Origin of the sequence: Alistipes dispar (genome assembly GCF_006542685.1) — a bacterium.
Taxonomy (GTDB): Bacteria; Bacteroidota; Bacteroidia; order Bacteroidales; family Rikenellaceae; genus Alistipes; species Alistipes dispar.
The window spans coordinates 357,810-383,900 of record NZ_AP019736.1; the positions used below are offsets into that span (position 1 = coordinate 357,810).

Consider the following 26,091-nt stretch of genomic DNA (forward strand, 5'->3'; position numbering starts at 1 on the left):
CTCGTCTTTCTTTAATGTGTTCGGTTTATGGATATTCAGTGGCTTGCGTGTTATTCCAGCGGGGGCAGCAGCAGGACACGGTACCCTGCTTTGAGCGTCACCTTGACCTGCCGCATCTTCTGCCCGACGTACTGCGCCGTGCCTTGTATGACGCTGCGCCCCAGATCGGAGAGCAGTTGCGTCCCCGCATCGTCCGTAATGGTGATACTGCTTCCCAATCCTGAACCCGCATTGGCGGCGATCTCCTTCACGGCGCTGATCTCGTCGGATGCGGGGACGCTGATGCCCTCGCCTCCGTCCATGTCATAAACCAGCAACTCGACCGGTATCACGCTGCCCCGATATTGCACGGCGCTGACCGTGATCATCATGCGCTCTCCGTCGATGCGGGCCGTGCCCGTAAGTACGGTGTTCGCGGGGATCAGCACGCCGCCGGCCCTCATCGACTCAGTAAGGCGCAGGGGTACCTCCTTGCCGTCCGTCACGGTCGTCGTGCGATAAATACAGGCTCCGATGCTGTTTTTCTGTACGGGGTTCTCGTTACCCGCCGCAGTATTGAATCCCCAGTTGCGAGGCTTCGTGAACTCCGCGACGAATACCGAATCGGGCATCGGGGCCGCGAGGCGCGATACGACCTCTCGGCGCACTTGGGCGACGGGTTGCACGGTGCTCCTGCCGCTGCGGGATGCACCGCCCGTCGGGGTGGTCTGGACGGCTTCCGCCGCACCGCCCGCATTTTGCCCTCCGTTCATGTATTTCGAGGCCAGTTGGTAGGATTTCTCGATCAGTGCCAGTTGTTGCTCCTCGGCGCTCTGCCGGGCCTGTTCGTCCTCCAACTGCGCTTCGAGCCGGTCGATGCGTTCCTGCAACTCCTTCTCTCTGTCGCTTTCGGCCTCGTTCTGCGTCTCTTCATAGAAGCTGCCTATCTGACGGTTCAGGTCGTGGTACGCACCCACCGATGAGTGCAGGGTTCCGCTCTCGAAGCGCGAGGGGTTCTCGTAGTATTCTACGGGTTTGGGGGCCATGCGCATCTCCCTTTCCTCGCGTGCGGTCCGTTCCTCCTCGCTCTCGGGTTCCTCGCCCAGCGAGAAGGCGAAATCTTCCAGCGAGCGCATCTTGGCCTCCTGTTTGGCCTTCATCTCCTGCTGCACATAGGCGTCGCGTTTGTCGGCGACAATGCCGCTCTGCTCCGGCGTGGGCAGGCTGGTATTGAGCCCCGCCTGTTCGGTGGCCTCCTCACCGCCCGAAGGGGCGAAAATGAGCCACATGATCGCGGCGAAGACCAGCAGCATCAGCGGGAAGACGATCATCTTGCGCCGCTGCTGTATTTGCTGCTCGGTAAGCTCCTTCGCGGGCTTCTCCGGCGCAGGCTGTTCGTTACTGCCGTGTTTCTCGTTCTCTTTCATAATCGGTCGTGTTTAATCGTTCGGAGCTGTCCGCCCCGGACTGTGTTCGTTCTGTTTCAGCGGGAAAGGCTGCTTCCTGCTGCGGCTTTGGATCTGAATTTCCGAAGGATTCCGGCTTGAGCCTCTGCTCCGGCTGCGGTGCAAGCCGTCGCAGGTGTTCGATCCGTATCCGCTCCCCGTCGTTGCGCCCCAGAGAGTATATCGCCGAAACGGTGCTATACAGCGACAGTGCGGCGAAGAGCACGAAGAGCGTAATGATCGCAATAACCCTCTTGTCGGGACTGATCGCCCCGCACACGCGCCGCAGCCGATCCTCGATCCGCTCTCCGGCGCGTTTTATCCATTTCCGTATCATAATTTATCGTGCTATGACCCGCAGATCGCGGTTTTCGACAATCTCGAAGCGCTCCATTGTAAAACCCTGCGGGTTGTTGTCCGAGCGCACCGAGTTGATGAGGTTGCAGCGCGTGATGAGCGAGCGTTCGGTAACGTTGCTCTCGCGTATAATCATCTGCCGTGCATAGGTCGTTACGCGGTACGGATAGGTATTGAAGTCGCAGACCACCGAATCGACCTGCACCTGCTGATTGATGTTGCCCGCCACCACGCGGTTGTAGTAGCCCTTCTCCTGAAGATCCTGCGAGTAGTGGTAGGCGCTCTTGTCGCATAGGAACAGGGCGCGGTTGATGTTGCTCTCGATGGCCGCCCGGTCGGGCGCCAGCGTGAAGAAGAGCTCGTGGAAGCGGCGGACGTGCTCCCGCGCCTCGACGGGCCGGTTCTGGCTGAGGTCTTGCGAGAGGGCCAGCATCAGCGACTTGCCCTGATCGAGCACATAGATCTTCTCGCGCTGGCGCTGGGCGAACTGGTAGCTCTTCACGACGCTGAACACGGCCACCACGGCGCACAGTCCGAGGAAGACGAGCGTGAAGAGCCGTATCTGCCGGAAGCTCGTTTCGATGTTTTTCAACGATTTGAATTCCATTTTTTGTCGTTTTATCGGGTTTATCTCTTCTATTGAGCCGCACAGAAAAAGGTGCGGCTGACATGCGGTTCAATCGCTACAAAAGCGATCGGCTGCATTCCATCAATGGCCGCCGGACGACCCTCCGCCATCCTTCGTGGCGAGGTTATCGCCTTGGGGGCCGCTGTCGTCGCTCTCGCCGTATTTCGATTTGCCGCCGCGCCCAAAGGCTTTGCCGATCAAAGCTCCGGTCACGCCGCCCGCGACACCGGCAGCGAACGACGAAGCGCGGTTGACGCCGCCCAGTCCCGAACCGCCGCCCGCCTGCACGATCCACTCGGCTACGGTCGGCACGGTGAAATAGCCGATGATCCCGATAATCAGGAAGATGATATAGACGCCGTTCGAGCCGTCCGGGATGTAGCTGGGGTCTTGCAGCGCCGCAATGTCGGCCTGAAGCATCAACACCTGTATCTTGGCCAGCACGGCCGAGAAGAGGTCGGCTACGGGCAGCCACAGATAGACGCAGATGTATTTTGAGAGCCAGTGCGTGAGCGTTCCCTGAAAACCGTCGTAAACGGAGAGCGCGAACGACAGCGGGCCGAGAATGGAGAGCACGACCAGAAAGAACGTCCGCAGCGTGTCCACCGTGAGTCCTGCGGCGTTGAACAGCAGCTCGAAGAAGTCGCGCACCAGCTCTCGGAACCACATCTTGATTCCGTGCCACGTCCGCTCCCACCACATACTGATTATTTCGCCCAGATCCGTAATGCCCAGTTCGGCGAGCTGTTGGTCGTACACCTCGTCGTCCACCAGCCACGCCTTGCCTTCGCGCACGCGGGCCTCGTATTCGAGATCGTCCCGCTGCTTCTGGTAGGCGGCGATGTCCGTCGTCTGCCCTTCGAGGATGGCGTGCGTGCCCTGCACCACGGGCGAAAGCACGGCGTTCACCGTCCCCAGCACGACGGTCGGAAACATAATGATACACAGCCCGATGGCGAAGGGGCGCAGCAGCGGGAACACGTCGATAGGCTCGGCCGAGGCCAGCGCCTTCCATACCCGATAGGCCACGTAAAAAAGCGCTCCCAGACCGGCCACGCCTTTGGCGATGCCGACCATATCCCCGCACAGGGGCAGCATCTCCTGATAGAGATTGCGCAGCACTTGGTGCAGGTTGTCGAAATTTGTTGCGAGCGGTGTCATGGCTACCAATATCTTTCGGAGGGTTTGCCGTAGAGCGCCTGCACGCGGGCGGCATCGCCTTTGGACTGGCTGCGCAGGAACGAAACGGAGATCGCCTTGTCGGTATAATAGCGCGTGAGGTTACGGTAGCGCAGCATCCGGGTATAGATCTGATCCACTACGTCCATGCGCTCCTTGTCCGAGAGCGAGAGGCCATTGCCGGAGGTCACGATGTTCTTCAGCTCCGTGACCAGCGCCCCGCCTTCCTCCAGCAGCCGGGCGTAACCGGCCGAGATGGCCGCCAGCTCGCCGGGGGTGAAGTTGCGGTCTGTGACCATACGGTTGAATCCCGACATGTAAATATCCGTGATCTCGCTGACCATCTCGATCGTGAGCTTCACCTTGCGGGCGTCCTTGATGATGTTGTGCACCGATTTCAGGGCGTCGTAATACGCCTTGCTTTGGTTATAAATCTTTACGCTCTCTTGCAGGGACTTAATCATGTTGGATGCCGTCGTGGAACTCTGCACGGCACTCTTGATGTTCTGTACGAGGTTGGACGGGTCGATGACCGTCCACTGCGCCGCGGCCCGCTGGGTGAAGCAGGCCGGAACGAGGCACATGAGCCATATCCATCGTTTCATTTTCTTTCGTTGTTTTATGGGTTTTACATTCGCGGGATTTTATTCCTCCGCGCGGTAGTAGTCGCCGTATCCCGCGAGGGTCAGTACGTCGCGTTCGTGGTCGTAGGAAAGACCGATGCGGCCCCACAGGTCGAAGTAACAGAGGCCCCACATCTGCCGCAGCGGACGCCGCAGCACGGTCTTCGCATCGTAGGCGAAGGCCACGTGGTAGCCGCCGGCCCGGCGTGCTTCGTTGTGGTATATCCGTACCTCCGGCGACCCTTCGCGGCTGCACCAGCGGCCCGCGATCTCCGACATCCTGAAGTAGAGGTGCGAGGCCGGTATGGGGTATTCGTTATTTCTCCTGCACATGGCCGCCTCCCTATCTTTCGTTTTCCCGCTGGCGGGTGTAATCCTCTCCCGGCGATACCATCAGCGTATCGGTCTGCGTGTCGAGCGCCAGAATCGTAATCCGGTCGCCGGAGCCGTAATAGAGAATATCCCCGTCGAGCCAGACCAGCACATAACGCTCGCCGGTCGGACGGCCGTTGCGTTTAAGGTATCTGAGGACGAAGTGCTCCCCCGCGCGGACGATCTCGATGTCGCAGCGGTTCGGCGCGGACATCCACCTGCCGCACAGGCGGCCCATCTCCCGCTCCCTGCGTCGGAGTTCCTCTTCGCGCCAGCCGGACGTTACGGCGGGTTCCTCGAAAGGAGCCGGTGCGGGGTCGGATGCCTCGTGTCCGCAGGCGGAAAGTCCGCAGGCCGGAGGGTCGCAGAGTTCGCGTATCTCGCCGAAGATCGTCTCTGGCATCGGTTCCCGATGATCGGGGGACAGGAGCGTTTCGGTCAGTATCTCGCCGATACCCGCGTGGTGACGGGCCAGACGGCGGAGTTGTTCGCAACTTATGATTTTCGACATGATGTTTTCGGTGTTTGCGGGGCGTCGGCCCCGGTTGATGACTATTTTTCGGCGAGCTGTTTGATCGCCAGCTCTATGTCGCCGCCCAGAGATTCGGCCCGGCGCTGCACCTCGATCTTCTCGCTCTCCTCGGTCGTGTAGGCGAGGTACTCCTGTTTACTGACCTCGGTGGCATAGACGGCGCTCTGCACGCCGCCCAGCCCGATCCAGACCTCCTTGTACTTGCGGCCCGGATGATTCGACATATTGATCGAAAGTATCTGCGCCTTCTCCTTGTCCGTAAGACCCAACAGGGTTTGGATGGCGTCGAAGCGGTTCATGAATTTGCGCTGATCCAATAAAATCTTGCAATCGCTGTTGTTGATGATCGCCTCCTTCACGATGGGCGACGAGATGATGTCCTGCACCTCCTGCGTGACCGTCACCACCTCGCCGAAGTGCTTGCGGACGGTCTTGTACAAATATTGGACGTATGAAGCCATATTGTTGGATGCCAGCGCCTTCCATGCCTCCTCGATAATCAGCATCTTGCGGATGCCTTTGAGTCGCCGCATCTTGTTGATGAAGACCTCCATCAGCACGATCGTCACGATCGGGAACAGCTCCTTGTTGTCCTTGATGGCGTCGATCTCGAAGACGATGAAACGTTTGGAGAGCAGGTCGATCTCGCTGGGCGAGTTCAGCAGGAAGTCGTAGCGCCCGCCCCGGTAGTAGGGCCGCAGCGTGGTCAGCAGGTTGCGGATGTCGAACTCCTCGCGCCGCACCTCGATCTCGCGGCTTTCGAGCTCTTCGCGGAACTCCCCCTTGAGGTACTGGTAGAAGGTGTCGAACGAGGGGCGTATCGAACGGTCGGCCCTGATGCGGCCGATGTAGCCTGATACGGCGTTGCCGATCTCCGTCAGCTCGGTTTTCGACACTTTCTCGTCGGCGCTCTTCCACAGGGTCAAAAGCAGCGTGGCTATGCTGTCCAGCTTTTCCGTCTCGAACACGTAGTCGTCCGTGTAGAAAGGGTTGAAGCTGATCGGATGCTCTTCGGTGTAGGTGAAGTAAATCCCGTCGCCGCCCTTGGTCTTGTTGTGTATCAGCTCGCACAAACCTTGATACGAATTGCCCGTATCCACGAGTACGATATGCGTTCCCTGTTCGTAGTATTGGCGCACGAGGTGGTTCATAAAGAACGATTTGCCCGACCCCGAAGGCCCCAGTACGAATTTGTTGCGGTTGGTGATCCAGCCCCGGCGCATCGGCTCGTCCGAGATGTCCAGATGCAGCGGCTTGCCGCTTATGCGGTCGCACATCTTGATCCCGAAGGGGCTGCTCGACGAGCGGTAGTTCGTCTCGCCCGTAAAGAAGCACAGGGCCGGCTCGATAAAGGTGTAGAACGACTCCTCGGCGGGGAAATCCCCTGCGTTGCCCGGCATGGCCGCCCAGTAGAGCGTCGCGGCGTCCACGGTGTTGTGGCGGGGGCGGCACTCCATCTTGGCGAGCTGGCTGCCCGCGTCGTTGCGGATGCGGCGCAGCTCCTCCGCGTCGTCGCTCCACGCCATGACGTCGAAGTGCGCCCGGATCGAGGTCAGCCCGAACGAGTGCGCCTCGTTCAGATATCGGTCGATCCACTCCTTGTTGATCTGGTTCGAGCGCGAGTAGCGTGCGAGCGAGTGCATGTTGCGGGCGCTCTTCTCGAAGCGGCGCAGGTTCTCGGCGCTGTCGTCCAGAAAGAGCCACTGGTTGTAGATATGGTCGCACGCGAGCAGCAGGCCCACCGGTGCCGCGAACGAGAGCAGGCAGTCCGAACGGTCTGTCGAGAGACGTTCGTAGCGGCTCTCCGTACTCACGCGCCCCGGCAGGTCGTCCGTGTCGGAGAGCGTGTGCAGGCAGACGTGCTTGTTGCCCACGCGGAACCCTTCGGCTTTCAGTTCCATATCCTGCAACACGGTCGTATCGTCGAGCGAGAGGGAGAAGTATTTCTCGATCAGCCCCGGACTGTCGGGTGTGCCGGTGATCTCCTCGTCCGTCAGGCGTGTGAGGGTCACCAGTCCCGAATCGTTGATAATGCGCTCGAACTGATCCACCGATTCGAGGAACGCGCGGGCCGTGTCCGGATTTACCTCTTTGGGAATGATGTTGCCCCGGCAGAGGGTCGAGAAGTCGGACTGCATGCGGGCCCGCTCCTTGGTCGTCTTGGTCAGGTAGAGGAAACATGCGTGGTTCAGAAAAGGGCGCTCGTTGAAGTGGCGCTCGTAGCTGCGCGAAAGGAAGCTCGCCTGCTCGCCGCCGATTTGGCTGCTCCTTCTTCCTTCTTGCCGGACGGAGCCGGATGCGCCTGCTTCTGCTTCGTTCGTCACCTCCGGACGGTATCGCTCGCGGATGAACCAATCCTGCTTCAGCACAACGCTGTACTCGGGCAGCACCTTCACGGCCTTGCACCAGGCCGCGTGCATCGCCTCGTACTCGGCACCCGTCACGGTGAAGAGTTCGGGCAGCTCGACGCGGAAGGCAGCCGTGATGTCGGCGTCCTTGCTGATAATACAGCCGCCCTCGACCGCCAGCAGCGGGAACTTACTCTCTATGGTGGAGGCTTTCATCACGTTACGCATGACGCACCTCCTTCCTGCGGTTTAGGAAGCGGCATGCGCCTTTGCGGTTTATCAGGTAGCGGGGACGGCGGCGTGCGGCGGCGAGTTTCATCAGTCCGTGCTCGCCGTACTTGGCGTTCATACGGAAGGTGTAGAACACCAGCGCCGAGGCGGCCCCTGCGCCGAAGCCGATGCACGCCCACTGATCGACGCCTGCCGTGTAGAAGATGACCAGCAGCACGAATACGGCGAGCAGTCCTCCTGCGAAGAGGAAGAGGTACTGCGCCTTGAGCCCTTTGAACTCCACGCTGCGCCCGATGCCCTTATTGATCGTGTACTTCATGGCGGACACGCTTACAGGAAGAATGAACGCAGCACCGTGGCGCTTACGATCAGGAAGATGCACGCCCCGAACCAGCTCGCGGCGGTCTTGCTGGTGTCCGGGTCGCCCGACGAAAATTTGTTATAGACCTTGATTCCGCCGATCAGCCCGACCACGGCTCCGATGGCGTAGATGAGCTTCGTGCCCGGATCGAAATAGGAGGTGACCATGTTGGTCGCGTCGTTGATGCCGGCAAGGCCGTTGCCTTGGGCCAGAGCCGAGGAAACGGCAGACACGACGAGGGCTGCCGACAGCAGAACTTTCTTGTTTCTCATAGACTTCGGATAGCTTTTTTGTTTTGTGGCGCAGGGGGCGGATAAGCCCCTGCGCCGGGGTTCGACATGGATGTTTCAGTGGCTCGGAGGACAGGGCGTACCTATCCGTAATCTCTCTCTTTCATATTGTCTTGGTGTCGGTTCATGCGAAATCGCGGACATCGAACCCTTCGGGAACCGGCGCCTGCGGGGATGGGCCTCCCGCATCCTCCGTGGCGATCCTCCGTTGGAATGCCGTGAGGTAGGCGTCGATCAGACGACTCACTTTGTCGTTCCCGTCGGGAGCGGCCGAAACGATGGCCTCGAACATATCGGTCTGTTTCAGCCCCAGCAGGGTGCGTCCTGTCTCCTGCTGCTGCTCGTCTGTAAGGGGATTGTCGTGTGCTACGGTGCGGTAGGCTTCGCTGATCTGCTCGAAACGTACACCCTTGGCTAACGAACGGCCCGCAGGGGGCTGCGTATCGTCGTGTTCCTCCTCGTCCATCTCCCTCTCTATCTCCGCTTCGAAGTCCGGGAAAGGTTCTTCTTCGTAGAGCGGGGCCTCGTAGGGTTCCGGATCGTTGTTCTCGCCTGCGGGCGGGACGCCGAACACTTCGTCCAATTTCTCCGGCGGAATCTGCCGGGGGTGTTCATGCACACTTGCTCCGGCAAATATACCGGCTTTTTCGGCCTCTTTTACGTTTTCCGAACCTGTGGCAGCGGTTGGCGTCGCTTGGCTTCGATGTGGCATCGTAAAGCGGCTTTTGCCGATGATCGCGGGCCGCGCCTCCGCTTTCGAGGGCGACGCCTGCTTCGTGCCCGCTGTCCGCTGCCCGCGCAGGAACCAGCGGGCGACCCATAGCGCGTAGCCTGCGGCGAAGAGCGCGAGGGCGACCGGTACGGCGGTTCTCAGCGCGTCCATTGCTTTCGGCCTCGTGAGGGTTTGCGACTGCGGCAGTAGCGGTCGATGCTCTCTGTGTAGTCTTCGAAGTGGGCATGCAGCACGTTGTCCACATAGGCTATCATCGACACCGCTCCGCTCCGGGCCGTGATCTGCCGCAGTCGTTCGTAATGCTCCGGACGGATGCGTACCGTCTTGCCGGAACGGAAAGCGCCGTCCCGCCGGTTCAGGACATAACGTCTCCGGTAGCCGTCGTCCTGCGCCGTATCGGGGCGGGGCTGCGGCTGCGGAGCGGTTCCCGCCCGGTGCGAACGCCGGCGGTGAATCGCCGCACGGCGGATAAAGAGGGCCGCGGCTGCGGCCGCTGCGGCCAGCAGGATGCAGGCCGTCGTCGTGTAGTGTGTCATAACTGAAAAGGTTTTAATGATCGGTTTGCAGTATATCGTCTATTCCGCTGCGGTACAGCTCGGCGATCTCGTCCTTGTGCTGGCGCAGATGCTCGGCCAGTACGTTGTCGATATATCCCCCTACGCTGATCTCCTTGCCCGCGAGCGCCAGCAGGTGTACCAGCTTGATGACGGAGCGGTGTATCTCCTGACTGATGTAAACGGGCTGCCGCGTCTTGAGTTCCCGGCGTTTGAGATATACCTCGTCGTAGCTTCCCTTGCGGCGGCGGGACTTGCCCTTCGCGGTGCCGTCGGCCGGTACGGCGGCCTCGTCCGCCACAGGCTCCTCTCCGTCCCTGCGGAATGCCGCCGGTTCTGCTCTGTCCTTGCGCGATGCCGTCTGCTCCTCTCCGTCCCTGCGGGATGCCGCCGGACGCTCTCCGGCCTCCTGCAACACGGCATTTGCGGGATCGGCCAGCAGGTCGGCATCCTTGAAGGACTGGATGATGAGCGATTCGTCCAGCGGCCCGGCTTTCATGCGCTTAGCCATTGTCGCGGAGGTTGAGCAGGGTCAGTACCTCGTCCGTCAGCGCCTCGATGTTGCTTCCTCTGAGCAGCGAACGGTCGGCCGGGAACAGCGTCGAGCGGAACAGCGGGCGGTGGCCTGCGGACAACTCGCGCCGGAAACGCTTGCTGTCGGGAATGAAGGTCTTCAGCACATGCAGGCCCAGCTCGGCGATCACCTGCTCGTACACTTCGTACAGCTCCGACTTCTCGCGCCCGTCCACCATGTTCCACACCAGATAGGTTCCCTTGATGTTCGAAACCCCCGTTTTGCGGATCACGTCGTTCACGACCGTCATGTAGCGCAGCGTGCTCTCCAGCACCACGCGGTCGGCACTGATCGGGGCGATGATGTAATCCATGTTGGAGAGGGCGCGGATCACCGACGGATTGTTGACCGTGCCGGGCAGGTCGAAGAATACGAGGTCGAACGCGGCCTGCCCCGTGATGCGCTCGGCATCGTCTATGGCCCGTTCCGTGCTGCTCTCCACGACCGGATAGGCTTTCTTGCCGAGGCGCGTGAACTGTTCGTAGGCCAGCGCCTTGTAATGGTTGTCTTCCATGGCCAGCTTCAGGTCGCGCTGCCGCATCCCTGCGATGGAGTGCTGCGGGTAGTCGCAGTCCACGACCGCCACGTCGTAGCCCTTCACGTAGTGCAGGTACGAGGCGACCAGCACCGTGAGCGTGGTTTTGCCCGCTCCGCCCTTCTGGGTGGAAAAGGCCAGATAAACAGGTTCTTTTTCCATAAGCATTGAAATATTAAAGTGTTTGACCGTGTATGTAAACCCTTGCGGGTTCGTTCCTTTATGGCTGCGACGCCCCGTTTCTGTACGGGAACGGCGCTTTGCGGAAATGCGGCCGTATGCCTCCATGTCTTCATACCTGCATACCTCCATGTCTGTATTCCTGCATGTCCGTACGGCAATGCCTGCATCGGTATCGTCCGTCCATACGTCCGTGCATGAACCGCTATGGATTGTCCGTATATCTTTCGATATGGATATATGGATCGGCTATAGGTGTCGTGTGTCTGCACATACGCGCCGATACGCTTTCCGTACGTCGGTAATGAATCGTCGCAGCGTATCATTGCCGATTGTCCGCAACGGCAAAGAAACACCCTCCGGCACCCGGAGCGTGCGGCCGCGAACATTCGTGGCACCGTTTGGCGCAGGTTTGGCATAGGTCTGCGCTGCCTGCTGGCATACAACGGATTGCATAGGCCGGTATCTTTGTCCCGTGAACCGATTCCGGTCTTTACGGTTACGCCTCTTCGTGCTGGCCGGCGACCGTGGCGGGACTGCCTCCGCAAAGGGCAGTCCCTTGTGTCCGGAGAACATTTCATGTTCGGGACACAGCAAGCTGTGTTTTCCGTTACCCGAAACGATTTCGGTAACGGAAAACAGCTTGCCCGCAAGGGGGAGAAAGCTCCTCCGAAGTCGTCGCTTTTTACGGGGCGCCGCCGTGCGCCGGAACGGAATTTTTACCGCACCGGGGGCCTTGCGGCCTTCGGTAAAAATCGAAAGGCATGGAAAAAACCGAAGCCCCCGTCCGGGGCAGGGGCGGCAGGCCGCCCAAAACGGACACGGCGAAAAATTGCGTGATGGTGCGCTTCACGGACGGGGAATATGCCCGGTTCCTCGCGTTGTTCGAGCAGTCGGGCACGCTCTCGAAGGCCGCTTTCGTCAAAGCACGGGTCTTCGGCGACGAGTTTCGGGTCATACGATCCGACCGGGGGACGATGGAATTCGCCGCGCGGCTGACCGCTTTCAACGCCCAATTCAGAAAAATAGGCGTGAATTACAACCAGATCGTAAAGGAATTGCACGCGCATTTTTCGCCCAAAAAGGCGCTCGCTCTGCTCTATAAATTGGAGAGCGAAACGCGCGAGCTGGTCGCTGTGGGAGCGAAAATAGCGGCTCTGGCCGACGAATTTCGACAGCGATGGTAGCCAATATCACCACCGGAAAGGACATCTACGGCGCGCTCGCCTACAATCAGCATAAGGTCGATCGGGGCAAAGGGGCGGTGCTTGCGACGAGTAATATCCGTGAGCCGGACGACGGACGCTTCGGCGTCGCGGCCCTCGCCGACGAGCTGCTCCGCTGGATGCCCTCGCACGTTCGCACCGAGAAACCGGTCGTCCATATCTCGCTCAACCCCGACCCCGAAGACCGGCTTTCGGACGATGAACTGACCGACATCGCCGCCGAATATATGGAGGGTATGGGCTGGGGCTGCCAGCCCTACGTCGTCTATAAACATACCGACATCGACCGCCCACACATCCATATCGTCACGGTGCAGGTGGATAGTTCCGGACGCAAGATCGGCGACAACCGGCGCAACGAGCGGAGTGTGGCCGAAACGGAGAGGATCGAACGTAAATACGGCCTGCACCGCGCCAAAGGGCGGAAGCGGGGCGAACTGTGGCGGCTCGCGCCCGTGGAACCTGAAAAAGGCGACCTGAAGCGGCAGATCGCCTCGGTGGTGAAGCCCGCCCTCTCGATGTACCGCTTTCAGACCCTCGGCGAACTGCGGGCTCTGCTCGCGCTGTATCGTATCGGCGTGGAGGAGGTCGGGGGTACGCGGGGCGGACGGTCGTACCGGGGAGTGCTCTATACGGTGCTGGACGAGAATGGTGAGAGGACGCAGGCTGCGCCGCTGAAAGCCTCCCGACTGGGTGACGACGCCTCGCTGGCGAAGATCGAACGTGTCATGGCCTCTTCCGGGGAACAGATCGCAGGAAAGGAACTGCTCGCTCTGACACGGCACCGCGTCGGGGAAGCCCTGCTGGATGCGACGGACGAAACGGAGCTGCGCGAACGGCTTCGGGAGCGGCATATCGACCTCTACCTGCGGCGCAACGACACGGGACGGATCACGGGCGTCACCTTCATCGACCACGAAACCCGCTGCGTACTCAACGGCTCGCGGCTGGGCAAGGAGTTCTCGGCCAATGCGCTGCATGAACGGTTCGCCGCCGGCCGGAACGCGGAACCCGAACGGCTGCGGCAGTCGCGGCGCAGACCGCAAATTCGGAAGACACATCCCTCGCGCCGGAAATAGCCTCGCATCGAAAAGGGGCCGCCGGAAGTCCGGCGACCCCTCAGGGGGTTTTTGTTTCCGGATGAGCACAGCTCATCCGGCGTGGGGGTTTTCAGTCGCTACGGACGCTGGTCTTCACGGCGCCGGGCGAACATAGCGAAATTGTCGCGGATGAACTCCTGCACGTCCGATTCCTTGTAGAAAGCCTTCTGGTTCAGCATCCGGTACTTTAGGCCGCACTTCGAGCGGTAGCGTTGCAGCGTGCGCTTGCTTACGTGCAACATCCGGCACAGGTCGTAGTTGTCGAAGAGTTTCTCGCCGTTCTCCAGCGTCGGATACTCCTGCGCTTTGGGCGGCTTCTGGCGTTGTTCTATTGCTTCGAGCCGCTCCATGATGCGGCGCATCCATATATCGAAATATTCTTTTTCCAGTAACATGATCTCTGATTTTTTGATTCGTAATGATTCGTAGTGCTTCCGTTACTGGTGCATGGCACAGATCGCCGCGCGGCAGGTATCGCGGGTGTTCTTCGTTCCGGCGGGTAAAAACGCAGGAGGGCTTCGATGCGTAAACGCATCGAAGCCCTCCTGCTGGGGAAATTGAAGCATGCCACTCCCGGCCTGCCGTGTGGCGGTGGCATATCAACGGCCTCGCCCGCATATCCGCCCGCCTCGTCGGACGAACGGAGGTCGCATGCGGCGATGAATTGCAACGGCAATTATTCGGACGGCCGGTACGGAAAACTCCGCAATGGCTGTCCGCACTCCGAAATCCGCTCCTTCCGGCAACCCTCCGCGCTCCGGAAGCGCCGCCACCCTGCGAACCGAAAAAGCCTCCGGAACATACGCTCGAAGGCTTTCTATGGTATGGACATACAGGAACGATCCCCGCTGCCATTGGCTGCGGAGCCGTCGTCCGCAAGGGATCGGTACGGAATCTGTGTACGCTGCCTGCCTTTTATATCTGTTTTTGGCAACTATATCCCGCCTTACACCGCCGTACCTCCGAAACCCGACTGCCGAAGCGGGTCTTGTCCGAAGCCTCCGTCAAGGCGGTTTTTTTTGGGGGGGGCTCCGATCTGTAAACGCGGCTCTGCCGCGAACGCTCCGGCAGCCGGTCGTGTGCAGCGACTCGGAAAACCGACGGAGTGTAAAGCAAGGTATGGCTGCCTTGTTTTTCTCAGGCCCGAAAGCCGGCTTCAGATTCGTACCCGCCTGCGCCGCTTCTGTGCTTCCTCGTGCCGTCCAGCCCAAAGCGGCGGGCGATCTGCGAGACGTTGTATTCGATGTAATCCATGCTGCTGCACGCCTCGACCGCCTCCTTGTATTCGGCACGGGTGGCAGGCTGCTGCCCTCGAAGCTGGCCGAGCCGGATAGTTCCGGCCTCCTCCTTGTCGCATGAAATATCGTATCGTGCCAGCATCAGGTGCGGTGGTATTTGCAGATATGTCCCTTCAGCCCGGAAAGACTCACGCTGCACGTCCGGCTGATTTCACAGCAGGAGAGGCGGGTCGAGCGATAGAGTTCGACGACCTCGCGGTATCGCTCCGTCGTCTTCGGTTGGGGATTCGGGATGCTGGAGCCTCCGGTTGATATGATCGGTTCATTTTTCATCCTGTAAATAGTCTGGAGTTCTTGGGTAGAGCCGCGTATTATCCTCGTTGTTTCCATCGGATAAGTACTTTTTCTGCAGCGATTTTCAGAACTACTTGATCGGTAGCCTGTATGCCTTGAAATAGTTCAGATGTTCGTAGTAGGAGACGATTGCGGGGAGCATCTTCGTCTGCCGCCGGGCAGGGGTGCGGCCTGCTCTGTCGGCAGCATCTCCGGTAAGCATACCCGCACGTCGGATGCCCGTTCCGGAACGGCACGAGTGCGGAATCGGCCGCTATCGCATTGCGGCAGGGCAGACCGTTTCTGTCGATACAGCGGTAGGGGACGCTGGCATCGAAACCCGCATCCGTGCATATATCTCTCGCGCTGCGCTTCGTCGTATAGTATATGCCGACCCGACTTCGTCCCGGAAAATTTTGCCCTGACTGTTATCCGGATCGGTCGTAACCGCAATTCCCTGCGTATAGGGTCAGTAGGTCAGTCCGAATGCCCAGAGGGGTATCGTGTTGCGGTGCCCGTACTCGATGTCATCCTTCACGAGGTAGGCGTTCCCGATGTCGCGGATCTGCTTCTGCGTCTTGTTGCGGCCGCCCACCTCGAACGTGAGCCCGCCGATCCGGAAGTCGGCCACCGAAGAAGAAGTTATGGTCTGCGCCGGAGCCAACAACGAAAGGAATACCGTTTCGCGGACGTTGCCCACGTCGGGCGTCGTGTCCGAGAGGGCGTAGGCGAGGTTGGTGTTGTTCAGGTATATCTTGTCCACCTTGCCCAGCGCGCTGATCCCATGCGTGTCGTCGCGCAAAATATTGATAAGTTGCGCCTTTTCCAGATAAACCATCAGATCGGCCACCATGTTGCGGTTGATGTTCAGGTCGCGGGCCAGCTTCGAGTAATTGGGCTTGAAAGGAACGCTCTGCGCGACGATATAAAGCAGCTTTTTGAGCTTCTGAGCCGTGGAGGTCGTCATCTCGGCAAACGCGGGAATGTCGTTATCTACTACCTGATTGATGACGCTTAGCAACCGGAGGTAGTAACCGCTCTCCTGAAAATAGGGATAGTAGCCCTCCTTCAGGTACTCCTTGAACAGCGCCACGGGACGGTGTTCCGCATAGGGGAAGTCGATCTTGTTCTGTACGACCTGTTCGAGCGTATGGGCGGGAATACGGATGCCCTTGCCGATAGCCAGGTATTCCCGGAACGAGAGCCCCGGCAGGCGGTATTCCAGCTTGCGGCGGCTCAGGTCGGCCCCGCCCTTCTCCAGATCGAGGATGGACGAACCCGTATAGCCCACGCGCAGCGTCGCATAGGTGTCGTAGATGTTCTTGATCTCGGTGGACCAGTTCTTATATTTGTGTATCTCGTCGATATAGAGCGCCTTGCCACCCTCCCGATAGAACTGTCCGGCCAGCTCCACGAGCGTATGCGTCGAGAAATAGAGGTCGTCGGCCGACACGTAAAGCGTGGCCGCCGCATCTTCGTGCAGCTTGATGTGCTGCAATACGAGGGTCGATTTGCCGACGCCCCGCGCTCCGAGGATAGCCACAAGGCGGCTCTCCCACAAAATCTTGTCGTGAATGTCGCGCACATATTCGGTCGGCGTGTTCTGAAGCCGCGTCCGGAAGGTTCTTATCAAAGTATCCATACTTACTTGCTTTGTCCGTTTTGCACAAAGATAACAAAATTGCACGATGTATAATGCAATTCCTATGCAAAAAAGATGGGTTTATACGGCAGCCTCGCTTCCGCATCCGACGGGACTGACTTTCCATGAAAAAGGGTTGCACTTTCGGAGCGATTCCAGTGGCAGCAGCTTGCACGGCACGGGGCGTCGCGCAGACGTCGGAGTTCCTTCGCTGCGATCTTCACGGCTTCGGCCTTGATACGGTCGTAGTTCACCCTGAACGTATTCTCCATGCGGACAAGACATTGCGGGACGCTACCTGATACGACCCGTCTTCATCTGCTGAGACAGCCCATGTTTCGAACCCGATTGTTTTATGAAATCATCCCCGTCAAAAGTATTTTTGGCGGGGATGAATTGCATTTTGGGAAATTAGAATCTGTGAGTATGACCCACCGTCCCCGGGCTTATCCTATTATTAAAATTGTTGGGAGGAGGATCATAATTGAATGAATAATTTCCTTCCGGCGGTTTGTTGACGATGGTGCTTTGCTGTTGATCGATATTACCGCCTGAAATCTCCCCGCTTTCCCTTCTTGAAATTCGATCAAAAAGGTTCTGCTGATCTTGTAGCGATAAATTGAATTTCTTTTTCATAGCAGTTTAAGTTTTAGTTTATTTGAATACTGTCTGAACTATTAAGGCTCCTTAAATTTTTAGTTATAAAAAATTATAGCTTTAATATACGGGAGCCCACCCCGTATATCAATTTACGACAAAATACATTTCCTGAAAGTTGATCGTCAATTGTTTGAATTCAGCGGGAGGCAGTACACCCAATGTTCCGTCGAAGGGTATTCCCATCAACTGGGAATGGGGCATATCTTCGATCACATACAGGTTAGTCATCACACCCGTTTTATCCCCGATTGTCAGTTCCATTTGCGGCAGTATGGCGTATTCGAGTACCGGGCTGTATCCGGTCGCGGTTTTCCCGCGTTTGCGTCCGTGTGCCTGCAACGGCGGAAGCCGGTCGCGATGCGCCTCATGGAATTCCGGTTCGACGGACGATTTCGAGGCTCCCGTATCCCAAACCATCGTTGCGGGGATTCCGTCCAGTTCGACCCGAATGTAAGGCACTTTGTTGAGCATCAGGTTCCGGGGAGCATCGGGCGAAGAGACTGTCCGGGATCTCAAATGCAATTTCCGAAGTTCGTAGTCCAGTTCGATTTCGGGGAAGAGTTGCAATATGTCGTTTCCGAGAATAAGACCGCAATCCGTAACGCCCGTATCTCCGAGCGGCAGAACCACGCACGGAACATGGACGAACACGGCTGTTCCCAATCGCAGAGTGTCGAGCAATGCGAGAGGACACCGCGTTTCGTTGAATCGGATCGAATCCGCCGACATGGGCAATTCCAACTGAGATGCCAACTGTTTATCGATGATCGTCATCTGACCTCCGGAGTCGAGCATCGCTCCGATTCGTTGCATGCCGCGGACGGCCGTGAATTTGATTTGTTCGTCTTCGACGCCGAACGGTATGTCGTAATTCGCGTCGGCATCCGATATACCCATACGGGGCCACTGGGATTTCAGCCCGAAAAGGACGGCATTGGTCTCGAAAGCAGTCCGCGTCCCCTCGTCCATATAGTCCCGGCCTTGCGCAAGCAAGCTCGTACAAATATCGTGGGCAGCTTTGAAGTGTCCGAGTTTCGCCAGATTGTCGGACATCATCCAGAACAATGAGAAAAAGTTGCCGCCCATTTGGGCGTTGTACTCATCGTACATGTGCTGGATTTTCTCGACGGCGCCCGCCGGATTGTTGAAATTATGGTCGAGCAGCGCCCCCGAGAACAGCCGCATGTAATCGCTCAGGCTGTCGGCACTCTGTTCATAACGGGCTCTCGTTTCGAACCAGTCGCTTCGGGAGATAGCCTCTCCGATTGCATTGTCATACGGGTTTTCTTGGGCGGCCCCGATTTGCACCGGAAGGACTGCGAACAGCAGACCGATGATTTTACGAATAACCATGGCTTTATCATTTTGAAGTGGATATATCGACGACAGAAACAATTTCCGAATAATCGCTGCTATGGAAAATCAGCCTTTCCGCAAACAACCCATCTATAATGGGAATGAGACTCTTTTCCTCGATATGGCATTCTTTGGCCAATTCAGCGAGTGAAATGACTTCCTCATTGGCTTTTTGCAATACGTTCCACTCCGTCGAATGCGTATCGAATTCCAACTCATTTATCAGTGTTCCATTGCAGTATTCTTTATATATAGCCTTATCATCGTAGGAAACGAAAAGATAGGAATAATGCTGGCTTTTATAATAATGTTCGATTTCTATAAATTTATCCCACAATAAATTCTGAGATAATTTCAGATGTTCAAGAAGGATGATCTTGGTCTCGGCCTGCAAGTAATTTCGTGGCAGAAGCATAGACATCGGATTTTCAGCCCATCGGTATGGCAATTCGTCCTTTATCTTGTTATAATATGGACTGGACTTGATTACAGCTAATTGAGATATGTTATGCTTGAAAAAGTTTTCGGCATAAAAGAACCTTAAAAAATGCAGATTGTCAATGCTCTCGATTATATCGTCTTCCGTTTCTTCTATCAAGCCCCGTAAAACGTTCGCTCCGTTTACATGAATTCTGTACTTATAAGCGAACTTGATGAATAAGAGATTACTGGAAAATGTATTTTTCTTGTCGATCTTTCGTAAAAGATTGTCTGAAGGAGATTCATATCCGATTTGCACATGATTGAATCCAGCCAAAGCCATCTTCTTTACAATCCGTGCATTGACTCCGTGCGATATGATTTCACCTAAATCGATGGATAATCGAGGATACTGCTCTCTGATTTCCATCAGTCCGTCAAGGAAAGCGTCGAAGCGAGCAAAGTCATTGTCGATAAGATCATTATCCAAAAACTGAATTCTGTAGATTCCGTACTTCTTAACCGAATCGGCGATTTCATCCAATGTGACGGCTATATCTTTTTTCCGGAATTTATAACCCATGTTTAAGTAGCAGAAATGACATTTCTTCCAATGGCAGCTTCTACTGTTTTCAAAAGATAACAATGCATATTGCTTGGGAACACCATAGCAGTCCATCTTATCGAAAAAATCGGAATAATCCGGCCGGAGGGCTTTAGACGATAAATCGGCGAACTCCATATTAGGTATTCGGGATGTCAGAATTTCGCCGTTTACCCTGTACGCTATGTTGCCTATCGAGGATAATTCATCCGTTTTATCCTCGGAAATTTTCTCAGTCAAATGAAGCAGCGGAATCTCGCCTTCGCCCCACATAGCGATATCGAATTGTGCGAAATTTTGCAAATAGGCAATCGCCGCTTCTTTGGTGCCGATGCCTCCGACAACGATTACTGCAGATGGATTTTTCTCTTTGATTTTTTCTGCGATAATACTCGAACAAACCCATTGATACAAATTTACCTCCAGCCCGAAATACAGAATTTTGTCGAAATCGTATTTATCTATGATTTCATTCAACAGATCTTCGAACTTTTGAGCATATTGATGCATATGTTCATCCCAAAAATTAGGAGACATATTGATATACTGAGGTTTGATAGCCTTCAGCAAAACTTTCAGTCGATTATATGCACAAGTGTCTTTATGTTTGATCGCCAAATAATTGTAGTACAGCAACAGATGTTCGGCTCCTTCATCTGCCAAAGTACCGTCACTCCACATAAATTCGTTCTGGAGCTTCCGCAAATAAAGGTTCCAATATTCGATGCGGACATTGTATCCGAAATTTTGGAGATAGGCTTTTAACACCGACATAGCCGGCGAAGGCATATAAACATTTGCGGGTGGCGCCCATCCTAAAATGACTTGCTTTTTAGTTTTCTGTCCTTCATTCCCCATAGTCGTAGTTCGTATAATAGGTTAAAGTCTTTATCTTGAACAGGTATTCGTACTTTGCCTGCAGGCGCTGCGATCGAGCTTTGACGGCGGCGCTTACGGCGGCGTTGTAGTCCGTTACCGTGGCGGCGCCGAGGTCGTACTTGCGTTCGATCTGCCGGGCGGCCTCCTCGGCCGAGGCGACGTACCGCTGCGCTCCGCGGTATCGCTCCCACGCCGTTCGGGCGTCGATGAGCGCCTGCGCAACCTCCTTCTCCACCTGTTTCTCGGCCGTTCGCAGGGCGTATTCGGCCTGCCGTATGGCGAGCTTCTGCCGCTGCACGTTCTTGCGGACCGTGAACTTCCCGAAAATCGGGATGTTGAGCGACAGCGACACATAGCTGCTCGCATTGTCCTTGTACTGCTCGAAAAACGGATAGGCCTCATACCGATAGGTGCCGTCGGTATTCCGGAACATCTTCTGCCGCACGTCGGAATAGCTCGACCCGTACCCGACCGAGAGCGAGAGCGTCGGCCAGTAGGCCGTGCGTGCGATCTGCAGGTCGCGGCGGGCCATGTCTATGCCCACGCGTGCCGCCTCCAGTTCGGGCAATTCCCGCGCGGCGTCGAACACTTCCGCCGGACTGTCCGCGATGCCGGAACGAGCCGGCACCCCGACATCGGGCGCAACGGTTCGGAAGGTCGTATAGTCGTCGATTTCGAGCAGTTGGCAGAGGTTCAGCCGTGCGATGTCGTAGGTGTTTCGCGCGGTCAGCACGTCGTTCTCCGCATCGGCTAATTGCGATCGGATCTGCAGCAGGTCGGCCGTCGTAACCTTGCGGGCCTCGACCTTCTTCGCCGTCTTCTCTTCCTGCATCCTCAGTTCCGCCACGACCTGTTCGGCGTCGCGGATCGTCTCCTCGGCACACAGGACCTCCAGATAATAGGCCGTAACGTTCATCCTCACGTCGTTGCGCATCTTCTCCACGGCGAGCAGCGACGACCGCAGATCGAGCTGCGCGCGTTTGAGGTTGTAGTAGTTCTTCAGCCCTCCGAAGAGCAGGATATTCGCCCCGAGCGAAGAGCTGTTGCCCGCCACGGTCTCGTTCTCCACGAATTCGTAGGTCGTCTCATCGAGCACGCGCCCCGTCGCGAGGGATGAACTGTTCGATACGGAGAGGTCGGGGGCATAGCTCCACTTCGATTCGGCGAGGGCGATGCGTTTCTCCGCGGCCGTGAGCTCCCGTGCTTTGATTTCGATATTGTGCTCGTAGGCATGCGCGATGCACTCTTCCAGCGTCCAGCGCCGCTCCTGTGCAAAGCCGGGCATGCAGGAGAGCAGCAGCAGGCCGAGCGGTACGATGTACGTTCGTCTCATACGGCTTATCGGTTTTTGAAAAGCGAGACGACGGGCTGGATGAAGCGTTCGATCAACCGCATGTCTTCGGTTACGATCTCCGCCGTGCCGTCCATCCGCTGAATCATCGGCAGCTCGCGCCGGTACGACGTGGTCATGCCGTCGGGGAAGACGACCTCGGCGGTATAGGCGATGGCCGTGCCGCTCTGGGTCTGTATCTGTTCCGGTACGGCCGACAGCGAACGTATCCGCCCCCGCAGCACGCCGAACTCCATGTAGGGATAGCCGTTGAGCTTCACGTTCACCCCTTGGCCGACCTTTACTTTGCCGAAACCCGCCGAGGGAACCTGCAGGCGGCCGATAACTTCCGTCGCACCGTCCGGAACGATGCTCGCCAGTTTGTCGCCGACGGCGACGTGCTGGTTCTCGCTCCAATAGTTCACGAGCGTTACGCGTCCGGTGACCGGGGCCTCCAGCACATACTGCTGCCGCCATTGGGCGATCCGGGCCGCGAGCTGCTGGCGGCTCTGCTCCAGCGTCCGCTCGTATTCCGCCGTTTCGTTTTCCTGTTGGAGCGTCAGTTCCACGAGCTGCTGCTCCGACTGGATGATTTGCAGCTCGGTCGAGGTGAGCGTGGCGTCGAACCCCGCTTGGGCGTTCTGCTTCGAGAGGTAGTTCTGGGCCGTGGTTTCGTAGTCGGCGGCGGAGATCACGGCTTCGGCCAGAAGCAGCGAATCCCGCTCCAGCGTGCGGCGGCCGTAGTCGAGATCCTGCAGCAGCAGCGAACGTTGCCGTTCGAGTTTGGCGTAATACTCGCGGTTCTTGGCGATCTGTTCGCGCAGAAGCTCTTTTTTGCGGGCGATATTGTCCGTCGCAAGGTAGTGGCGGTAGTCGCGGCAGCGGCTTTGGAGGTCAGCGAAGGCGGATTGCAGCTCCCCGAGCGCATATTCTCCGTCGAGCCACGGACTGGCTGCGAGGGCGGCAGGCGCGAGCGTATCGGCGGCGAGAAGATGCTCCGAGAGACGCTCCACGTCCCGTCGCTCCGCGGCATTGTGCAGCACGGCGATGAGCTCTCCCCGTTCGACGAGCTCTTTGTCCTTTACGCAGAGCGTGTCGATAAGCCCGTCGTAGCGTGCCACCAGATCGGAGGGCGGATTGACGGTCGTGATGACCGCCGGAGCCTCGATCGTATCGGGGTACTTAATAAAATAGCAGCCGACGATGATTCCTACAAAAATCAAAAACACGACCGTGATTCCCCAGCGTACCACCCATGACGGCGCACGACCCAGAATCGACTGGGCCTCGTCGCTGTAAAAATTCGTTCTTTGCGGCATGTTATTTGAGTTTTGGCATCGTATATTGAAATAGATTATTCCAAATATATTTTTCGTAAACACGCAGGGGCTTGCGGGCACCTCGGATCGGGATAACTCCAATTATTTGGTCCATATGCACCGACAATTATTTTCCAGCATACCCCTTGATAACCTCTGCATTTGTCAAATACACCGCACATTTTACACTGACTCTCTGGCTGCATTTTGTTTTGTGTTATATTAAACAAACTAATAGCTTTGTCAGAGTTCCAAACTTCCAGAATAGATTGTTTTGTTAAATCTCCAATAATGAAATTCGGGTGCCAATATAATTCTTCACATATCGTTACCTTACCATCAGGCAAAATGACAAATGAGCGTTGGTTTCCCGTACACACGGAGCGATGATCAAAATGTTGCTCCTTGTGTCGCTTTGAGTTATAATCATTCTCCGTGTCTGGAGAAGATATTACAAAATCTATTTTAAGTCGCTCTTCTTTTTCGAGTTCTTGAATGTATTGCTCGATTCTTTCAATGGATGCTAATGATGGCTTAATAGAATTATAGAAGTCAGGCGATTTATAGAGTGAAAAACCTGCAGGGCCGATTCTAATGCTTTTTATATTTTTATACTGAGTAAGTAAACTCATCAGGGGGATTATCTCATCTTCAAGTGAATTATTGAATTTGGTAATAATACTATTGGTTTGCCAGTCAAATCCCATTTCATCAAGCATATCCATAGTGCTCTTAATCCGGGAGAAATACTGTTGATTTGTGTTTAAGATGGTTGCCAGAGTCTTGGGGTTGATTGAATCGATGGATATTTGAACTTTTGTTAATCCATTTTGTTTTAGAAAAACCATCATTTCTTCGGATATAGGAGCCTTGGTTGATATCAATGGAAAATAACCATTGGCAACTAATTCAAGGGCAATCTCCTTAAAATGCGGATGCATTAACACCTCACCTCCATTGATATCTAATTCTGGGAGTTGAATTGATTTTGCATCGCGTATGATTTTTTTTATTTGTTCTACGGACAACGCCTTTTTTGCACATGGGTTCTTTCTGTCTGCATAGCAATAAATACAATCCGTGTAGCATGTCATCGTAAGTTCAAAAATAGCAGACAGTGGTTTATATTGCCGTCCGTATGATAAATCAATGTCATCTCCGCAAATAAAATCATCAACATTATAATATTCTCTTCTTAAATATTTACCTCCATCGACAAGCACATTTTTAGGGAGTATTATAAGCTGATTCTTATATGGCCAGAATATTCTTTGAGGATTCTCTATGTAGTTGGAGAGTATATCTTTGATTTGTTCTTGCTCCAAATCAAAATAACCTGCAATATCTGTAATGCACTCTGCCAGTGTTCTTTTACCATCAAAAAACGATAGCATTTGAGCATTTGCAGGATGAATATGGCAAGTTATATTACTGTCAAATTCCAAATCGGGGAATCGAGCTTCATCATAAGCCCCGATTAGACATCTTTTAACGTCATTCCGAAGATAATATGCCGGGTTCAATATGTAGGTTCCATTTATATCCATTGTTAGCTTTCCTGATATTTTTCAACCCGGGCTGAATACATATTTGGTATCAGCCCGGGGTCTTGATTCATTTACTTTGCAGTACTCTTACAGCCGTCTTTACAAGCTTTTCTGCATCCATCCCCACATTTCGCTTCTGTAAAATTCAAGGGAGATTCACTCAAGCTCGGACGACCTCCGAGAATGTGCAACAACTCCGTTTTCTCCAACGGCCCGTTGGAAATTGTTTTGGGATTCACAACTTGTTGCTCCTTCATAAAATCAAGATTTTTGGGTTTTTCCTACTCTGTTTCCCCTTTTCGGACTCCGGGTTTATAGTACCGGCTGATCTGCCTGTCGATTTTTTCTATAAATGAGGTTTGCCCCGACAAATCCGGAATTCGGAAACTTCGGGTTCTGGCGTAATAATCATAAATCTCGGACCGTTCTTCGGGGCTGCTCATCGTCTCCCCACTCCAGATTTCGCTGTCGCGGCGGACCAGTTCATCCACAAAGCCTGCATCGGCCATGTTCGGAATCCCAATCCCGAAAACCCACTCTCCGACCGGTTTATAAAAAATAAATCCGGTATAAACCTCTTTGTATTCGAGTCGTTTTTTGAAGAAGCCGGGACGTAAGTCGAACCGATCCTCCCCGAAAGGCGTGCCCGCCAGATCGAACCCAATGCTTTTGTTTCCGCACGCAGCAAATGCAGCATCCCATTTCCCGTTTTGCGTCAGGCCCCGATACTCATTCCGCCTTTTTGCCCAGTTAATCGCCACGTTGGCGACCCGGCCCGGAAATCGCTCCGCGATGATCTGCCCGGCGTAGGGGGCCGGTCGGCTGTTCGGACCGGTTAAAAAGGAGTGCGGCGAGTTGAAAATGATCAATGCTTTTTTACGTGGATCGGGGCCGTCGAACAATTTATACAACTCCGTCAAGGCGTTGTTGCCCATAACGATGTCTTTGTAATCCCATATGTGCAGGAAATCCTGAAATTGTTCGTGCGTCAACCCTTCCGTCTGATGCCATGAAAACGGAACGTCGGTACATGAGATATGCAGCTTTTTTTCCGCCGGGAGACGCTTGTTGATCCGATAAACGGAACAGAGGTACTGATGGAAATTGGTATTCTCCCACAAAGGCGTGTAATCCAGATTTTGATAGGCATCCCATAGCGCGGTCTCGAACTCCCGATCCGACGCATAACTGGCGTTGACGATGCAATCGACCGTTCCGGTCATGTTGTAAACCCCGATCTCTGTCATTATAAGCCCGACCTGATCGATAAACCGGGGATCGGACATAATCTGCTCGATCAGGTCGTATTGCGTCGTGTCCCGGTGATCCCGTTCACCCAGAATAACGACGTCGTATCTGTCGAACAGCCCCATTACATAATCTACGGGTGAGGTGTTGCAGTCGTTGATAAAATCGACATACTCCTCTATTTTGGGAGAGACATAGCTGTCCTGTCCGTGTGTCGGGCAGACAACAAGCAGGGAAATGAAGATAAACAATACTTTGATTCTCATGG

28 protein-coding genes are annotated in these 26,091 nt (G+C 55.7%); 2 read left to right on the forward strand and 26 right to left on the reverse strand.

The window, feature by feature from the left end; translation table 11 throughout:
• Positions 1–50: 50 nt before the first annotated feature.
• The 14 genes from traM to FME97_RS01875 all read right to left on the reverse strand — a co-directional run bounded on the left by traM (position 51) and on the right by FME97_RS01875 (position 10,903).
• A complete protein-coding gene (gene traM / locus FME97_RS01810; protein ID WP_032135177.1) occupies positions 51–1,406 on the reverse strand; it encodes a conjugative transposon protein TraM in 1,356 nt (451 codons plus the stop codon).
• Complete coding sequence (locus FME97_RS01815; RefSeq protein ID WP_081918689.1) at positions 1,378–1,761, reverse strand: TraL conjugative transposon family protein; 384 nt, start codon at positions 1,759–1,761, stop codon at positions 1,378–1,380. The genes traM and FME97_RS01815 overlap by 29 nt, the downstream gene beginning before the upstream one ends.
• 3 nt (positions 1,762–1,764) lie before the next feature.
• Positions 1,765–2,388, reverse strand: coding sequence for a conjugative transposon protein TraK (gene traK / locus FME97_RS01820; protein ID WP_032135176.1), 624 nt, complete (start codon positions 2,386–2,388; stop codon positions 1,765–1,767).
• A gap of 102 nt (positions 2,389–2,490) precedes the next feature.
• On the reverse strand, positions 2,491–3,570 hold the full coding sequence (gene traJ, locus FME97_RS01825) for a conjugative transposon protein TraJ (protein ID WP_032135175.1): 1,080 nt from the start codon (positions 3,568–3,570) through the stop codon (positions 2,491–2,493).
• Positions 3,571–3,572: 2 nt separating this feature from the next.
• Entirely contained in the window at positions 3,573–4,193 is a 621-nt protein-coding gene (locus tag FME97_RS01830) for a DUF4141 domain-containing protein (protein WP_032135174.1), read from the reverse strand.
• Positions 4,194–4,232: 39 nt separating this feature from the next.
• A complete protein-coding gene (locus FME97_RS01835) occupies positions 4,233–4,544 on the reverse strand; it encodes a DUF3876 domain-containing protein (protein WP_032135173.1) in 312 nt (103 codons plus the stop codon).
• Between the two features lie 10 nt (positions 4,545–4,554).
• Entirely contained in the window at positions 4,555–5,094 is a 540-nt protein-coding gene (locus tag FME97_RS01840; protein ID WP_032135172.1) for a DUF3876 domain-containing protein, read from the reverse strand.
• A gap of 41 nt (positions 5,095–5,135) precedes the next feature.
• A complete protein-coding gene (locus FME97_RS01845; protein ID WP_032135171.1) occupies positions 5,136–7,691 on the reverse strand; it encodes a TraG family conjugative transposon ATPase in 2,556 nt (851 codons plus the stop codon).
• A complete protein-coding gene (locus FME97_RS01850) occupies positions 7,684–8,013 on the reverse strand; it encodes a DUF4133 domain-containing protein (protein ID WP_032135170.1) in 330 nt (109 codons plus the stop codon). The genes FME97_RS01845 and FME97_RS01850 overlap by 8 nt, the downstream gene beginning before the upstream one ends.
• Positions 8,014–8,024: 11 nt before the next feature.
• Positions 8,025–8,327, reverse strand: coding sequence for a DUF4134 domain-containing protein (locus tag FME97_RS01855; protein ID WP_032135169.1), 303 nt, complete (start codon positions 8,325–8,327; stop codon positions 8,025–8,027).
• Positions 8,328–8,469: 142 nt separating this feature from the next.
• The gene (locus tag FME97_RS01860; RefSeq protein WP_032135168.1) at positions 8,470–9,228 is read right to left on the reverse strand and encodes a hypothetical protein; all 759 of its coding nucleotides are present in this window, start codon (positions 9,226–9,228) and stop codon (positions 8,470–8,472) included.
• On the reverse strand, positions 9,216–9,614 hold the full coding sequence (locus FME97_RS01865) for a DUF3408 domain-containing protein (RefSeq protein WP_032135167.1): 399 nt from the start codon (positions 9,612–9,614) through the stop codon (positions 9,216–9,218). Before FME97_RS01865 ends, FME97_RS01860 begins: the two co-directional genes overlap by 13 nt.
• 13 nt (positions 9,615–9,627) lie before the next feature.
• Complete coding sequence (locus FME97_RS01870) at positions 9,628–10,143, reverse strand: DUF3408 domain-containing protein (RefSeq protein WP_032135166.1); 516 nt, start codon at positions 10,141–10,143, stop codon at positions 9,628–9,630.
• Positions 10,136–10,903, reverse strand: a complete 768-nt coding sequence (locus FME97_RS01875; protein ID WP_032135165.1) for a ParA family protein — start codon at positions 10,901–10,903, stop codon at positions 10,136–10,138. Before FME97_RS01875 ends, FME97_RS01870 begins: the two co-directional genes overlap by 8 nt.
• A gap of 782 nt (positions 10,904–11,685) precedes the next feature.
• On the opposite strand from FME97_RS01875, the gene mobA reads away from it, so the two are divergent.
• Both mobA and mobB read left to right on the forward strand, forming a co-directional pair.
• Positions 11,686–12,108, forward strand: a complete 423-nt coding sequence (gene mobA, locus FME97_RS01880) for a conjugal transfer protein MobA (protein WP_032135164.1) — start codon at positions 11,686–11,688, stop codon at positions 12,106–12,108.
• On the forward strand, positions 12,102–13,226 hold the full coding sequence (mobB, locus tag FME97_RS01885; protein WP_032135163.1) for a conjugal transfer protein MobB: 1,125 nt from the start codon (positions 12,102–12,104) through the stop codon (positions 13,224–13,226). Before mobA ends, mobB begins: the two co-directional genes overlap by 7 nt.
• A 98-nt stretch (positions 13,227–13,324) precedes the next feature.
• On the opposite strand, the gene FME97_RS01890 is transcribed toward mobB, so the two are convergent.
• From FME97_RS01890 to FME97_RS01935, 12 genes are all read right to left on the reverse strand, one after another.
• Positions 13,325–13,642 carry a helix-turn-helix domain-containing protein gene (locus FME97_RS01890; RefSeq protein WP_032135162.1) on the reverse strand — a complete coding sequence of 106 codons (318 nt, stop codon included), beginning with the start codon at positions 13,640–13,642 and terminating at the stop codon, positions 13,325–13,327.
• A 742-nt stretch (positions 13,643–14,384) separates the two neighbouring features.
• Positions 14,385–14,627, reverse strand: coding sequence for a hypothetical protein (locus FME97_RS12505; protein ID WP_193541173.1), 243 nt, complete (start codon positions 14,625–14,627; stop codon positions 14,385–14,387).
• Positions 14,627–14,818, reverse strand: coding sequence for a hypothetical protein (locus tag FME97_RS12510; protein WP_232522911.1), 192 nt, complete (start codon positions 14,816–14,818; stop codon positions 14,627–14,629). Before FME97_RS12510 ends, FME97_RS12505 begins: the two co-directional genes overlap by 1 nt.
• A gap of 91 nt (positions 14,819–14,909) precedes the next feature.
• Positions 14,910–15,041 carry a hypothetical protein gene (locus FME97_RS12645; protein WP_262480937.1) on the reverse strand — a complete coding sequence of 44 codons (132 nt, stop codon included), beginning with the start codon at positions 15,039–15,041 and terminating at the stop codon, positions 14,910–14,912.
• A gap of 246 nt (positions 15,042–15,287) precedes the next feature.
• On the reverse strand, positions 15,288–16,460 hold the full coding sequence (locus FME97_RS01900) for an ATP-binding protein (RefSeq protein ID WP_032135154.1): 1,173 nt from the start codon (positions 16,458–16,460) through the stop codon (positions 15,288–15,290).
• A 411-nt stretch (positions 16,461–16,871) separates the two neighbouring features.
• Positions 16,872–17,096, reverse strand: coding sequence for a hypothetical protein (locus FME97_RS01905; RefSeq protein WP_141427633.1), 225 nt, complete (start codon positions 17,094–17,096; stop codon positions 16,872–16,874).
• 108 nt (positions 17,097–17,204) lie between these two features.
• Positions 17,205–18,473: an aspartyl protease family protein gene (locus FME97_RS01910; RefSeq protein WP_032135153.1), complete on the reverse strand. Its 1,269-nt coding sequence runs from the start codon at positions 18,471–18,473 to the stop codon at positions 17,205–17,207.
• A gap of 7 nt (positions 18,474–18,480) precedes the next feature.
• Positions 18,481–20,358 (reverse strand): B12-binding domain-containing radical SAM protein, encoded by a 1,878-nt coding sequence (locus FME97_RS01915; protein ID WP_141427635.1) that lies wholly within the window; start codon positions 20,356–20,358, stop codon positions 18,481–18,483.
• Positions 20,348–21,712: a TolC family protein gene (locus FME97_RS01920; protein WP_032135151.1), complete on the reverse strand. Its 1,365-nt coding sequence runs from the start codon at positions 21,710–21,712 to the stop codon at positions 20,348–20,350. Before FME97_RS01920 ends, FME97_RS01915 begins: the two co-directional genes overlap by 11 nt.
• A gap of 5 nt (positions 21,713–21,717) precedes the next feature.
• Positions 21,718–23,028 carry an HlyD family secretion protein gene (locus tag FME97_RS01925; RefSeq protein WP_032135150.1) on the reverse strand — a complete coding sequence of 437 codons (1,311 nt, stop codon included), beginning with the start codon at positions 23,026–23,028 and terminating at the stop codon, positions 21,718–21,720.
• A 35-nt stretch (positions 23,029–23,063) separates the two neighbouring features.
• Positions 23,064–24,575: a radical SAM/SPASM domain-containing protein gene (locus tag FME97_RS01930; protein ID WP_032135149.1), complete on the reverse strand. Its 1,512-nt coding sequence runs from the start codon at positions 24,573–24,575 to the stop codon at positions 23,064–23,066.
• A gap of 281 nt (positions 24,576–24,856) precedes the next feature.
• Positions 24,857–26,089, reverse strand: a complete 1,233-nt coding sequence (locus FME97_RS01935) for a hypothetical protein (RefSeq protein ID WP_046518038.1) — start codon at positions 26,087–26,089, stop codon at positions 24,857–24,859.
• Between the last annotated feature and the right edge of the window lie 2 nt (positions 26,090–26,091).